Annotated in this window: 15 protein-coding genes; 7 read left to right on the top strand and 8 right to left on the bottom strand. The window is 56.9% G+C overall.

Going from position 1 to position 13,097, the window contains the following annotated elements; translation table 11 throughout:
- Positions 1–32 precede the first annotated feature (32 nt).
- Positions 33–893, top strand: a complete 861-nt coding sequence (locus NW843_RS07440; RefSeq protein ID WP_414522555.1) for a metal ABC transporter permease — start codon at positions 33–35, stop codon at positions 891–893.
- Positions 894–968: 75 nt separating this feature from the next.
- Here NW843_RS07440 and NW843_RS07435 read toward each other — a convergent pair whose 3' ends face one another.
- The 3 genes from NW843_RS07435 to NW843_RS07425 all read right to left on the bottom strand — a co-directional run bounded on the left by NW843_RS07435 (position 969) and on the right by NW843_RS07425 (position 3,220).
- Positions 969–1,256, bottom strand: a complete 288-nt coding sequence (locus tag NW843_RS07435; RefSeq protein WP_414329140.1) for an RNA recognition motif domain-containing protein — start codon at positions 1,254–1,256, stop codon at positions 969–971.
- 195 nt (positions 1,257–1,451) lie between these two features.
- Positions 1,452–2,234 (bottom strand): 16S rRNA (guanine(527)-N(7))-methyltransferase RsmG, encoded by a 783-nt coding sequence (gene rsmG / locus NW843_RS07430; protein WP_414522554.1) that lies wholly within the window; start codon positions 2,232–2,234, stop codon positions 1,452–1,454.
- Positions 2,231–3,220, bottom strand: a complete 990-nt coding sequence (locus NW843_RS07425) for a hypothetical protein (RefSeq protein ID WP_414522553.1) — start codon at positions 3,218–3,220, stop codon at positions 2,231–2,233. Before NW843_RS07425 ends, rsmG begins: the two co-directional genes overlap by 4 nt.
- Before the next feature lie 420 nt (positions 3,221–3,640).
- Here NW843_RS07425 and guaA point away from each other — a divergent pair, with 420 nt between their 5' ends.
- Positions 3,641–5,191 (top strand): glutamine-hydrolyzing GMP synthase, encoded by a 1,551-nt coding sequence (gene guaA / locus NW843_RS07420; protein WP_414331898.1) that lies wholly within the window; start codon positions 3,641–3,643, stop codon positions 5,189–5,191.
- Between the two features lie 45 nt (positions 5,192–5,236).
- Here guaA and NW843_RS07415 read toward each other — a convergent pair whose 3' ends face one another.
- The 5 genes from NW843_RS07415 to NW843_RS07395 form a co-directional block, all read right to left on the bottom strand.
- The gene (locus tag NW843_RS07415; RefSeq protein ID WP_011432797.1) at positions 5,237–5,458 is read right to left on the bottom strand and encodes a hypothetical protein; all 222 of its coding nucleotides are present in this window, start codon (positions 5,456–5,458) and stop codon (positions 5,237–5,239) included.
- A 2-nt stretch (positions 5,459–5,460) separates the two neighbouring features.
- Entirely contained in the window at positions 5,461–5,787 is a 327-nt protein-coding gene (locus tag NW843_RS07410; RefSeq protein ID WP_238376924.1) for a hypothetical protein, read from the bottom strand.
- Positions 5,788–5,878: 91 nt separating this feature from the next.
- On the bottom strand, positions 5,879–6,916 hold the full coding sequence (locus tag NW843_RS07405; RefSeq protein ID WP_414522552.1) for a CobW family GTP-binding protein: 1,038 nt from the start codon (positions 6,914–6,916) through the stop codon (positions 5,879–5,881).
- A gap of 408 nt (positions 6,917–7,324) precedes the next feature.
- Positions 7,325–8,272, bottom strand: a complete 948-nt coding sequence (locus NW843_RS07400; RefSeq protein ID WP_414522551.1) for a DUF4335 domain-containing protein — start codon at positions 8,270–8,272, stop codon at positions 7,325–7,327.
- A 73-nt stretch (positions 8,273–8,345) separates the two neighbouring features.
- The gene (locus NW843_RS07395; RefSeq protein ID WP_414522550.1) at positions 8,346–9,020 is read right to left on the bottom strand and encodes a DUF3038 domain-containing protein; all 675 of its coding nucleotides are present in this window, start codon (positions 9,018–9,020) and stop codon (positions 8,346–8,348) included.
- 362 nt (positions 9,021–9,382) lie between these two features.
- Between NW843_RS07395 and NW843_RS07390 the strand changes: the two genes are divergently transcribed.
- The 5 genes from NW843_RS07390 to NW843_RS07370 all read left to right on the top strand — a co-directional run bounded on the left by NW843_RS07390 (position 9,383) and on the right by NW843_RS07370 (position 13,061).
- The gene (locus NW843_RS07390; RefSeq protein WP_011432802.1) at positions 9,383–9,910 is read left to right on the top strand and encodes an FHA domain-containing protein; all 528 of its coding nucleotides are present in this window, start codon (positions 9,383–9,385) and stop codon (positions 9,908–9,910) included.
- A 30-nt stretch (positions 9,911–9,940) separates the two neighbouring features.
- Positions 9,941–10,684, top strand: a complete 744-nt coding sequence (locus NW843_RS07385) for a class I SAM-dependent methyltransferase (RefSeq protein WP_011432803.1) — start codon at positions 9,941–9,943, stop codon at positions 10,682–10,684.
- A 17-nt stretch (positions 10,685–10,701) separates the two neighbouring features.
- Positions 10,702–11,484: an ABC transporter permease gene (locus NW843_RS07380; protein ID WP_414522556.1), complete on the top strand. Its 783-nt coding sequence runs from the start codon at positions 10,702–10,704 to the stop codon at positions 11,482–11,484.
- A 262-nt stretch (positions 11,485–11,746) separates the two neighbouring features.
- On the top strand, positions 11,747–12,547 hold the full coding sequence (locus NW843_RS07375; RefSeq protein ID WP_414522549.1) for a DUF4394 domain-containing protein: 801 nt from the start codon (positions 11,747–11,749) through the stop codon (positions 12,545–12,547).
- A 298-nt stretch (positions 12,548–12,845) separates the two neighbouring features.
- A complete protein-coding gene (locus tag NW843_RS07370; protein WP_414522548.1) occupies positions 12,846–13,061 on the top strand; it encodes a sigma factor in 216 nt (71 codons plus the stop codon).
- Positions 13,062–13,097: the final 36 nt, after the last annotated feature.

Below are 13,097 nucleotides of genomic sequence, written 5' to 3'. Positions count from 1 at the left end.
TGAGCAGTAATGCTCAGCAGTGTTCAGCGTAAATGTATCAGTTTGAGGTCAACAACGTTATGGAATGGCTCTGGCACAGCCTGGCGGATCCCTTGAGTTTTGCCTTCATGCAACGGGCTCTGCTGGTGGCGGTGGCCGTCGGCATTCTCTGTGCCGTGGTGGGCAGCTATCTGCTGGTGCAAAGCTTGGCCCTCCTGGGGGATGCCATCAGCCATTCGCTGCTGCCGGGCCTGGCCATTGCCTACATGCTGGGCCTCAACCTGTTTGTGGGAGCCTTTGTGGCCGGTCTCCTCAGCGCCCTCTTAATTCAATGGATCCGCTCCGCCAGCCCCCTCAAGCCGGATGCAGCCATGGGGATCGTCTTTTCGGCCTTTTTTGCCTTGGGGATCCTGTTAATCACCTGGATCCAACGGCGGGCTCGCATCGATCTCAACCACTTCCTCTTCGGCAACCTCCTGGGGGTGAATGCTGTCGATGTGCTGACGGTGGTGGGCATCACCCTTTTGGTGTTGGGTTTGGTGGCCCTCTTCTTCAAGGAATTGACTTTCTACAGCTTCGATCCCCTGGGGGCCAAAGCAGCCGGCCTGCCCACCGAGCGGCTGGGGTGGGGGCTGATGGTGCTCACTTCCCTGACGTTGGTGGCCAGCATGAAGGCAGTGGGCGTGCTCTTAGTGTTGGCCATGCTGATCACGCCAGCGGCAACCGCCTATCTGGTGGTGCCTCGATTGCACCAGGTGATGCTGTTGGGATCCCTATTTGGGGTGAGCGCCAGCCTGCTGGGGATGTACGCCAGCTACTACCTCAATGTGGCCTCCGGCCCGGCCATCGTCCTGGTGGCCTCCGCCTGGTTTAGCCTGGCCTTTCTGGGCAGAGTGTTCTCAGGAACTCGCTAGAAACCAGGGATCGCAGGTCGGGATCCCTGGTTCGAACCTCATCTGAGAGAGGGTAGAAAGCGGTAGGTAGTCAACTCAGAAGCGGGAAGAGCGGCCATCCCGACTGCCGCCTGCACCGGCCTGCCGAGGCAACGCCTTGTTGACCCTCAGATCCCGGCCCATCCAAGTAGCACCGTCCAGCTCGTCGATGGCCTTTTGCTCATCGGCTTCGTTTTCCAGCTCCACAAAGGCAAAGCCCCGTTTACGGCCAGTCTCCCGATCCACTGGCAGCTTAATTTGCTTAACAGTGCCGTATTCGGCGAACACAAGTCGCAGGTCTTCTTCGCTGGCCTTGAAGGACAAGTTACCTACAAAAATGGTCATGGTGTAGCAAACTCCGAACCTTACCCTTTAGCGTTCAGTTCGGAGGCTCACCTGGTTAAACCATTCGCTCAATCCGAACCTCATGCCAACCACATCTTAGTCTTCCCAATGGCATTTGCAAAGCTATCCTTGCAGCTTTTTGTCCGAGAATTGGGAGAACTTTTGTAGCAAGATGGAAACTCAGGATCCTAACCTTCATGGGCGATTGCTTTGGCCCAAGGGTTGGCGTTTGGGAGTGCCGGGAGAGCGGGGATAAGGAGGCGGCGTGGGGGCTACTTTCTCCAGCAGTAGGCAGTGGCGCACCCCACGGCTGCGGGGTGTGGTGAAGGCTTCTACATGGATCAGTTTTCCACCCAGGATCTTGAGGGCCCGCTCCAGCGTTTGGGCTTCTGCCTCCGTCCAATGGCCACGATAGAGAATGGCACGCCCCCCTACTTTGAGCAGTGGCAGACAATACTCGGCGCAGATCTCCGCCGAGGCCAAAGCCCTGGCCAGAGCGACATCATAGCTGCCCCGTTCCTGCCGGATTTGTCCCCAGATTTCGGCCCGCTGAGCCACTGCCCGCGCTTGGGTGAGGGAGAGCCTTTGCAAGGTGTCCTGTACAAAGGCAATCTTGCGTTGGGTGCTGTCCAGCAGGGTAAAGCGGGTTTGGGGCAGGGCAATTTGGGCCGGGATCCCTGGAAACCCTGCCCCGGTGCCGATGTCGATCCCCTGCCAGGGTTGAGCTTGGATTGCCTCCCAGGATCCCAGCAGGCGTAGGCCCCGCAGCGAATCCCACAGGTGTTTCTCCCAAAAGTCGATGGGATCGGTGATGCGGGTCAGGTTCTGGGTTCGGTTTCCGGCCATCACCAGCGGATAGAGCTGTTGCAGTTGTTGCTGCTGCTGTTCAGAAGGCTGCCAACCCAGCTCCGCCAGCCAGCTTTCCCACAGCGTCTTGAGCTGTGGGGGCTCAGAGGAAGAGGCGTCAGCCTTCTTCATCCCAGGGATCCCAGTTTCAATCCAGCGGGGATGGCTCTGTCGGCCCAGCCTTTCAGCTCTTGGGTCAAGCCCTGCAAAGAACGGTCGGTGCCCAGCAGCTCTTGGTTTAAGCAAACCAACTCCTGCAAATCCAGCTCCTGACAGCTGGCCCAATCTTCCGCCAGCAAGTTAATCGGCTGCGGCTGAGCCTGAAGCAACTGATGAGAGGCCAACTCCAGCTCTACATTCAAAAGCACCTGCTCCAACCGCTCTACCCGCTCCTGCATTTGCGCCAGCAGGGCTGCCAACTGCTGACAGCAATGGTGAACCCGCTGAGCATAGACCTTGAGCGGCAGGGTCAGCGGCAGCAACGACTCAGACAACAGTTGAATCAGGTGCTGGGCCTCCAGTTCTTCCAGTTGCAGGTCTTGCCAAATGGCGTGGTAAAGATGAAGCGAGCGACGACAGGCTTCCAGGCGCTGGTAGCAAGGCTGTAATACAGAACCGCGCAGCTCCTGCAGGTAGTCGGCCCACAGTTGCCCAGCCTCCACCACCCACCCCGTTTGCAGAAAACTCCACCCCTGAGCCAGCAGCCAACTGATCAACAGGCCCGCCAACAATTGGGGCTTTTGCCGTGCCAGGAAAGGCAGAAGATGCTCTCCCCAAACGGCTAACCCCAGCCAGATCAGGGCAGCCAAAGTCAAATGGGGCAAGCTGATCATCTCGGCCAACAGCTGGGCAGACCAGCGCTGGCGCAGCATCCAGATCACCCCGGCGCCCAAGCTGTACAGCCCTCCCCCCAACAGCGGGATCAACACCAGCCACAGGGGTTGTCCCCTCCACAGGTGCGATAGTGACCCATCTTCGCCCAGCGCATCCCAACTGAGCAAGTACAAAGCCAGCAGAGCCAGAACCACGACCCAGCCCTGCTGTCGCTTGAGACGGCGGGCTAGAAGACGACGGCGGCGGCGCAGATAGGTTTGAAAGGACTCGGCAACAATCGACATAAAAAAATGGCACTGCGGATCCCTACCAATACCCCCACCGGCCTGGAGCGCTCCTTCACGATCATAAGTCTTAACTTTGCTAGGTCATCTGGCTTCTGTATTGCGTTGTTGGCGGGAGTCATGCCCAGCCGGTGGCCAGCTTTTTCAGGGGCTCATCAGGCGGTTTTTCGGCGAGACTCCTCCGAGAAGCGCTGTTTTCTCGGCAAGCCTGACAGAGGCTTTTTAGAGCAGGCAGCCGCGTGCAAGCTCTCCACCCCTGTTACCATGGAGGAGCCCTTAATGTTTCTTTCGTATCCATCGTATCCATAGCCAAGCTAGTCTCTTGGACCGGCTTTTTTATTGTGCACTGTGCCAGGTTTTGTGATCCCTTCTGCATCTCCTCCCAGTTCCGGCCTTTCCCCCCTCGAAGTGCAGCGCCAGATGATCGTCATTCTCGATTTTGGATCCCAGTACTCTGAGCTCATTGCCCGCCGCATTCGCGAAACCCACGTCTATTCGGAAATCCTTTCCTATCGCACCACTGCTGAGCAACTGCGGCAACTGCAACCGCAGGGCATTATCCTCTCCGGGGGCCCCAACTCGGTGTATGAGCCAGCCGCTCCGGTGTGTGACCCCGAGATTTGGAACCTAGGGATCCCGGTTCTGGGGGTGTGCTACGGCATGCAACTCATGGTGCAGCAGTTGGGGGGCAAGGTGGAGGCAGCCCAGAAGGGGGAATATGGCCGTGCCGCTCTGCACATTTTGGATCCCACCGACCTGCTCACCAACCTGCCGGAAAACAGCATCATGTGGATGAGCCACGGGGATTCGGTTACCGAGCTGCCGCCGGGCTTTCACACCTTGGCCTCTACCGACAACACCCCCTGTGCCGCCATTGCCGATCCAAGGCGTCGTCTCTACGGGGTGCAATTTCATCCGGAGGTGGCCCACTCAGAGGCTGGCGCCTTTCTCATCCGCAACTTTGTCTATCACATCTGCGGTTGCGAGCCCACCTGGACAACGGCAGCTTTTCTGGAGGAAGCCATTCGAGAGGTACGTGCCCGTGTGGGCAATAAGAAGGTGCTCTTGGCTCTCTCAGGGGGGGTAGACAGCTCTACTTTGGCTTTTCTGCTGCACAAGGCCATCGGCGACCAGCTCACCTGCGTGTTCATCGACCAAGGGTTTATGCGCAAGGAAGAGCCCCAGCGGCTGCTGCGCCTTTTCCAAGAGCAATTTCACATTCCCGTCCACTACGTGGATGGCCAGGAGCGGTTTCTCCGGCAGTTGCAGGGGGTTACCGATCCCGAAGAAAAACGCAAACGAATTGGGGCAGAGTTTATTCGCGTGTTTGAGGAAGAATCCCAGCGGCTGGGTCCTTTTGAGTACTTAGCCCAAGGCACTCTCTACCCAGACGTGATCGAGTCTGCCAATACCCATGTGGATCCGGTTACTGGAGAACGCATTGCCGTCAAGATCAAAAGCCATCACAATGTCGGCGGCCTGCCCGAAAATCTGCGCTTTAAGCTGGTAGAGCCTTTGCGCAAGCTCTTCAAAGACGAGGTGCGGCAACTGGCCCGCTCTTTGGGTCTGCCGGAAGAGATTGTGGGCCGCCATCCTTTTCCGGGGCCGGGGCTGGCCATCCGCATTGTAGGCGAGGTTACCAAAGAACGGCTGGAAACCCTGCGAGAAGCGGACATGATCGTGCGGCAGGAGATCAACCGCTCCGGCTACTATCCCAAACTTTGGCAAGCCTTTGCCGTGCTGCTGCCAGAGGTGCGGTCGGTGGGGGTGATGGGGGATAAGCGCACCTATGCCTGCCCGGTGGTGGTGCGGCTGGTTACCAGCGAAGACGGTATGACCGCCGATTGGGCGCGAGTTCCCTACGACCTCTTGGCCACCATTTCCAACCGCATCGTCAACGAGGTGCCCGGCATCAACCGCGTGGTTTACGACATCACCTCCAAGCCCCCTGGCACCATCGAGTGGGAGTAGGCGGGATCCCTTGCGTCTGGCCTCGATTCCCGGCTGGATCGATGGCTACCTATGGCCAGCTTCCGGCAGGGAATAGGAAGGGCTTGAGCTGAAGGGCTGAGCGGCTTGGACTTCCATTCGGGCCAAAGTCGTAGCGGCATCCGCCAGTTGCAGAGCAAGGTTGGCACGGCTAATCGGATCCCGGGCATTCCAGAGATCCTGTCCCAAACAAAACACCCGATAGCGAAAGGCTTTGATCGAGCGCGATGGGATGACCTTGACAGTCATGGCTACAACCTCTTCTCCACAGAGACGTGAATAGTCAGCAGAACCCGCTCGGGCTCAAGGTAAACAAATGTTACCAAAACAACCTCGTCCTCAGAGGCAATACTGACCGGGCAGGTGGCTTTCGGGGGTTCCACCCGTTCATGCCGTACCCCCACAGTGTATTCTCCAATTGGCAGGTCATCAAATCCAGCGTCCGCATAGATCAACTCAATGGTTTCTTCTGCAATCAACTGCCCCTCTCGCTCCAGGAAACTGAGAAAAGGGATCCCATCGATGGAGGTGAGCGCGTTGTTGGCCTGGTTGCGGATCATCACGAAGATGTCGGACATGGAGAGTGGGCCATCACCTCAGGGCTTCATGATCGAGGCTGCTGGAACATTGCCCGACTGTTTTGAGCCTGGACTGCCGCCAATCCCTGATTCAGCGACCAAACCCTCGACCCCGCGTGGCCGGACGGGCAAGACAGGCTTGGAGTTTTTTCCGCAGCTGGGCTGTATCGAGGCGCTGACCGATGAGCACCAACTGGTTTTTGGGCTGGCGAGGCCACTCATCGCTGCTGAGGGTATAGCGCCGACCGCTGAGGTGAAAGATATGTCGCTCTGGGCTTTCCTCGAACCACAACACCCCTTTGGCACGAAAGACTGCATCGGGCAACTCGTTGAGAAAATTTTGGAAAGCATCCAAAGAGAAGGGCTGATCGCTCTCAAAGGCTAGGGAGTTAAAGCCGTCAGCCTCGATGTGGCTGTGATGGGAGTGGTGGTGGTCATGATCGTGCTCATGGTCATGGTGGTCGTGACTGTCGTGATCATGGGCTTCTTCTTGGGGCAAGGAACTGGCCTGAAACAAATCGGTATCCAAGATTAGCTCCAGGGGAACTGCGCTGTTGACGGTGCGCAAAATGCGGGCATCTTCTTTGATCTCGCGGATGCGTTTTTCCAGACGCTCGATCTCGGCTTCCTCGACCAAATCGATTTTGTTGAGGAGAATCACATCCCCATAGGCAATTTGGCTGTAGGCCACGTTGCTGTTGAACAGATCGGGGGCAAAGTTGGTGGCATCTACCAGGGTGATAATCGAGTCTAGCCGCGTCAGATCTCGCAATTCTGGCCCCAAAAAGGTGAGGGCCACCGGCAAGGGATCCGCCAATCCCGTAGTCTCCACCACCAGGTAGTCGATGTGGTCAGAGCGTTCCATCAGCCGCAAAACACTCTCGGCGATGTCATCTCGGATGGTGCAGCAAATGCAGCCGTTGTTCAACTCCACCAAGTCTTCTTCGCTGGAGACGATCAGTTCCGCATCGATGCTGATCTCGCCGAACTCGTTGACCAGCACCGCTGTGCGCATCCCTTTCTGGTTGTTGAGGATGTGGTTGAGAAGGGTGGTTTTCCCACTGCCCAAAAAACCTGTGATGATGGTGACAGGTAAGCCTCGCTTAGGCACTTCGATGGTTGCGGTCATAGAGTGGCAGCGATCCGATATAGAGGGAACTCTTCCACTTTATCCTCTTGTCCTCATTGCCCTAGCTGTCTGAAGCCGATTAAACCCTTCAGATGCGATCAGTAGAGCCTTTGCGCCTCGGCATTGGCGGCGTCGCCAGTGTGGCCCTGGCTCTCCCAACTCGGCGGCCTCTCTCTTTCTGGCTTACTCTTCAGGGTCAGATTGCTTCCTCTAATCCCCTGGCCCTGAAAGTAGGGTTATTTCGATTCAAACTGGGACAATGCACCCAACACCTAAAACGTTGAACGCAGGGGGCCAGAGAGCTGTTCTCAGTGGCCCACGGGTCTCACCCTAACCTGAAGTGACTATCGATAACATCCCTAGGTAGACTATAGTGCTGAGCCACCCTAGCTTGGCCTGTCAAGATGCCTACCTGTCCTGGGTTACTTCCACCTGGTTGCCCGGCTCTAGGCTGACGCGGAACTGTTGTGCGCCTGTTGGCAAGGGATCCGGTGTCAGATCGGGCAGGTCGGCAAATGGGGTTTCGGCTCGGCGCTCTCGGGCAAGCTCATTCTCCGGCTCGGCAGCCAGGGGGGATCCCGTCTCATCTACAGTTACTCGATAGGCCAAGCTCTCCGGCAAATCGGGGGGAGACTGCCACTGCTCCGCCAGAATGTCTCGCAGACGGGAAAGGGGATCCGCCCCTGCTGCCTCTCTTCCCGCTGTGGGGTCAGATTCTTGAGGGGATGTGGCCAAAGGCTGTGACTGATCCGACAAGGCAGGGGTGGTGAGCTGCTCTTGCGGGGAAGGGGAAACTGCGGGATCCCTGGGGGTGCGGCTGGCCCAGATCCCAACACCGGCCACAACTGCGATCCCGCCCACCAGCAGGGCCGCGATCCCAGTGGGCTGTCGATACCAAGCCCGCGTCACCGGAGTTCCCAGATTGGCCAGTTGGGGAATGTCATCCGCCACCTGGGAGAGGTTCTCCAGCAGGTCGTACAACTGCGTCATCGACAAATCCACCTGCGCGATGCGATCTTCCCCTTGGCGCACCGTGAGACGATGAAAAATAAAATCAAGCGGACGGATGGCCACGGTACCGCTGAAGGTTCCCTTGGGCGTGCCGCTCAGATGGGATCCCACGTAGCGGTCGATTACGGTGATCAAATCGTTGAGCCAAACGTTATCGCCGTGTAAAGTTTTGACTGTCTCCCCCTGGCGGATTTCCAACTGACACTCGAAGCTGCGCTGGATGGCTTGCAGCGGCGGCGTTGCAGAGGAGTCTGAAGAATTGGAATCGGCAGGGGCTTCTCCCTGTACAGTCAGCGTAGAAGTGGGCTGTTGATAGGTGTGGCTAACCAGGGTAAGGTTGGGCATGGCAACTGCGGGCAAACAACACGGGTAGAGGGCTACAGAGGCGATAACAGAGGTGATAATTGACGAACCTGCCTCAAGAAGAGGGTGAGGTATCGGGGCCGGAGCTGTGGGCTACCCCCTCTTCTTCCAGATCGCTGCCGGCAGGCAAATCCATCTCAGGACGGCTGAGCAAGGCTTTCCACAGGCGCTGAGCGCCTTTCGGGCTACTGTAGAACATCAGCTCAATCAAGATGCGCAGGGCCAGCTCGGTGAGGCTATTCTCATCGCGCACGTCCCCATCCACCATGCGGCTGCGGTAGTGAGAGAGGAATTCATCCAAGTAATCTCCCACCAGCGGCTGACGGAAGGGGCTGAGCTCTTGATCGACAGCGGCTTCCAGTTGCTCCAAGGTGCTGCGGATACGGGCTTGTTGCTGAGCAGCCAGATAGGCAATCACCATCACCAGGGCGCGGGCCTCTTCGATATCGACCTTTTTGCGCCCACCGCTGCTGCGGCGCAAGGGGTTAGCATTGCGCAGTCGCCAGAGGGTCACCCGGTCGCCAATCTGCTCTTCCAAGTTGAGGGCTTTGGCTGCGGCCAGAACCGCTTCGGAACTTTCTCCGCTCAGGGACTCCAACCCCAGCAGTAGCAAGTCCAACTGGGCTTTGATGGTACCGGTGGCTGTGTTCAGGCCAACGGGCCGACTGTCTAACTGAATGTGCTTGTGTTCCACCGTCACGCTGTCAATGGGAGCTTTGGGTTTCGACAAAACTCTATGATCTCCTGTCCAAGCCAAACCTGCAACCTACCTCCCTGCGCTCTAGTCTAAAAGACTTTGGGCATGCTAGACTGCTCGCCAGCCTGCCGAGAGTTGAGCTCTCAGGGTTCTTTCCCAAAACGGGGTAACTCTGGATGCATCTTAGACCAATAAGAATGGGTTTTCTGGGCCGGTTTCTGTTTCGGCAACACCCCTACTCCTAGCTGAACTTGGGCTTTTGGACTCAGGGGGATGGCTACTTAATAATGGGGAAAGCAGCTGCTGCTTTGGCCTTTAAGAGCTAAGTGACTACCCACCTTTATTGAGTTTCCCTTTTGTTGACACCAGCGACTCTAGGTGCAGCTTGATTCATCATGGCCTCTTCTGCTCGCTGCAGTACTCAGCCTGTCCCTGTTCACTGGGTCTTGATCTTCAGGGATCGATTGGGGCAGAGGGGGGTTGTTCTGGATAGTATCTATTACTCAGTGGGACGGTCTAAAGACAATCATATTCGCCTTTACGATCCCTGCGTCTCTCGGAAACACGCTTCCCTCATCCGCATCCCAGGTTCAGGGCCAACTGCACAGGGATCCCTGCAGTACAGCTACATGGTATTCGATGGCAGTCCGGGATCCAGGCCCAGCACCAATGGCCTATTCGTCAACGGAAAACGGGTTTTGTCCCATCGCCTTCAGCTCCTAGATAAGATAAGGTTTGGGCCGAACGTAACAGCAATTGTGGAGACAACGGATCGACTCAGCCCGGAAACCCTAGCCAAGTTATTGCAGCCTCTGGATGCTGCTAGCTCTACATCCCCATCCACCTTTGATTTTAATAAAGACACGGAGCCGAACCCGGAAAACCTGGCTCAGCCAGAGGAAGAGGATTTCACTGTTGCCTAAGCCAACCCAACCAGTCTTCTGAATCCTCCTGTGCCCCCCATCCCACCTGCTCTGAGCGGCTACTGGCAAAATGCCTTTGACCTAGAAGCCCATCTGGGATCCTTCCTGGGCCTTGGGGCTGCCGATCTGCGGGAGAAACTGCGGGCAGGGCAGCAGCAATTGGCGGAGTTGGGCCGGCGAGACTTTGGCTGGGATCGGGCAGATGCGTTTTATCGGGATCAGGTGAGATCCGCCTATCTGCTGGATTTGGCGGCTTGGCACCTGAGCAGCACCGACTACATCGGCGATACCTTACGCCTGGTGGCGGATCATGCCCGCGGGTTGGTGTTGGATTTTGGCGGCGGCATCGGCACCCATGCTATCGGGGCGGCCCTCTGCGCAGCGGTGGATCAGGTGATCTTCTGGGATATCAACCCCATCCATCGGCAGTTTGTGCAATGGCGGGCGGAAAAGCTGGGCTTAACCGAGCGCATCCACTGTCCAGAAAACTTCCCAGAAGAGATCTTTTTTGACACGGTCATCTGCTTCGATGTGGTGGAACATCTGGCGGATCCGGCAGCGCAGTTGCGGCAGTTTTACGACTGGCTCAAGCCGTCAGGTAAGCTTTTGATCAACTGGTACTTTTTCAAGGGGTTTAACGGCGAGTTTCCTTTTCACCTGGACGACCCGCAAAAGGTAGAGCAATTCTTTCAGGTGCTGCAAAGCTGTTTTTTGGAGGTGTTTCACCCCTATTTCATTACCGCCCGCTGTTACCGCAAGTGGGATAAAAGCTGAGATTGGAGAAAACCAAGGTGCTGCGCTATTTGCGGATATTGTGGCTGTTTTGGAGCACCTCAATCGCGGCAGAAATGGAGTACCGTGCCAATTTTTTCTTTGCCAGCCTCAGCAGTCTGGGTGGCTTGGGATCCGCTCTGTTTGGGCTGTCGTTGTTTTACCAGCAGGGGCACCGGCTGGGCGGTTGGAGTTGGCCGGAAGCCCTCATCGTGTTGGGGGTGTTCACCATTCTGCAGGGGGTGTCGGCCAGTCTCTTTAACGTCAACCTCAATCGCATTGTGCAGCAGGTGCAGGAAGGCACCTTGGATTTTGTTTTGCTAAAGCCAATAAGCAGCCAGTTTTGGCTGTCGGCCAGGGTGTTTTCCCCCTGGGGCCTGGTGGATATCGGCTTTGGCCTGTTGCTGATTCTCTACGCCGGGATCCAGCTCCATTTGCCTGCTTGGACCTATGCGGTGGGGCTGTTGCCTCTGCTGCTGGGGCTGATCATCCTCTACAGCCTCTGGTTTATGTTGGGAGCCACCAGCATTTGGTTTGTGAAAATCTACAACGTCACCGAGGTGCTGCGGGGCCTAGTAGAGGCAGGACGATTTCCGATAGTGGCCTATCCGGTGGCCTACCGCGTGTTTTTCACCTTCGTCGTGCCGGTGGCTTTCCTGACCACCATCCCGGCGGAGACCCTGCTGGGGCGAGCCCAATGGCCGTGGCTGCTGGGATCCGCTCTGCTGGCGGCAGGGCTGTTGTGGGGATCCCATCTCTTCTGGCGCTTTGCCCTGCGCTTTTACACCAGCGCTTCCAGTTAAAGTCTGGGCCAAAAAGCTTGGATCCCACGCATCCGAGTTTCCAGGAGTTGAGTAATTTCTACAGACGCGCCCCATGCGCTGCCATCGCAGAGAACAACTGCCTTCTCCTTCACAAGGCAGCCGGGATCCGGGAGTTCTCTCGATAGACTGCAAAAAAAGGTTTCCACTACAGCGATCTGCAGCCACACATCCTGTGGTTTGGGGGGCGACTTGTCCTGTCAGTGATTTTGATGGTCTGTCGATCTTTTGAGGAGCATTTTCAATGCACAAACACCCGAGCTTTGTAGCAGCCTCTGTGGTAGCCGGTGGTTTTGCCCTGTTGGGCTGCGGCAGCAGCACTTCGTCTTCGATGATGCCTTCCCAAGCGGATTTGGTGGCTTTGAGCGGCGGCAATCGCCTCACTTTCATCCGCTCTGCCGATGCCTTTGTGCAAGGATCCCTGACGGTAACAGGAGTGAACGGCAACCTCATTGGTATCGATGTGCGCCCTGCCAACCGGCTGCTTTACGGGCTGACCGACACCAGCATCCTTTACACCATCAACTTGCAGACCGGTGTCGCTACCGTGGCCAGCACTCTGTCGGTTCCCTTCACCGCGGGCACGCTTTCTGGCATGGATTTCAACCCTGTTCCGGATCGGCTGCGCTTGGTGGGAGCCAATGGCCAGAACTTCCGCATCAATGTGGATACGGGCGAAGTGATCCAAGATAGACCTTTGGCCTTTGGCCCAATGGAACTACAGGGATCCCAGCCGGCCATCACCGCCGCCGCCTACACCAACAATGTGGCGGGTGCCCAATCCACGCGGCTGCTGAACATCGACGGGCAACGGAACCTGCTGGTGTTGCAGAATCCCCCCAACGATGGGGTTCAGGTGCCCATTGGCCCCCTGGGGGTGAACTTCGGCCCTATGGGTGGGTTTGACATCCGTACTGCTGATGGAGTGGATACCGGCTTTGCCATCGGCGGCTCCACCTTGTATCGAATTGACCTAAACACCGGTCGGGCCACATCCCTGGGCACCCTGCCGGGTGGGCCGTTCTTTGGCTTGGCCGCCCTCTAGGAAAGCCGATTCCCATTTGCCTATCTAAATCAAGGTTAATCAACATTAATCAATGTTTTGGATTCATTGATTTGGAACCAATTGTTGGAATCGTTTTGAGATCGTTGCTGCTGTTGATCCTTGACCCAGCCCGATCCCAGCTCAGGATTGGTCCTTCTATCTCCCCTTAGCTCGGGGTTGACCTCCGCCTATGCAGACGATAAATTATGAGAGCCGCTGCCCTGCTTGGATTACTCTGGGCGATGCTTGTGCCTCTGCAGTTTCTTTCTCTTTTCCATCCCGTTTCCTCTTCCCACTCATGAAGATCGAGGGTGACAAAGCTGAGGAATCCCTGCAGGAAAAAACCGATGCAGAGGTGTTTGCAGCCCTAAAAGCAGGCCGGTCACAAGCTCTGGCCATTCTCTACGACCGACATGCCGGCTTGGTGTACGGAATTGCCTGTAAAATGCTGGGCAACACTGCCGAGGCCGAAGATCTCACCCAGGATATTTTTTTGAACTTGGCTCGTTCCTGATACATTTACGCTGAACACTGCTGAACATCACTGTTC

Source organism: Synechococcus sp. R5-12 (assembly GCF_047502655.1).
Taxonomy (GTDB): domain Bacteria; phylum Cyanobacteriota; class Cyanobacteriia; order Thermostichales; family Thermostichaceae; genus Thermostichus.
Note: the sequence above shows the minus strand (reverse complement) of the source record. Positions and strands in the feature narration are given on the sequence as shown.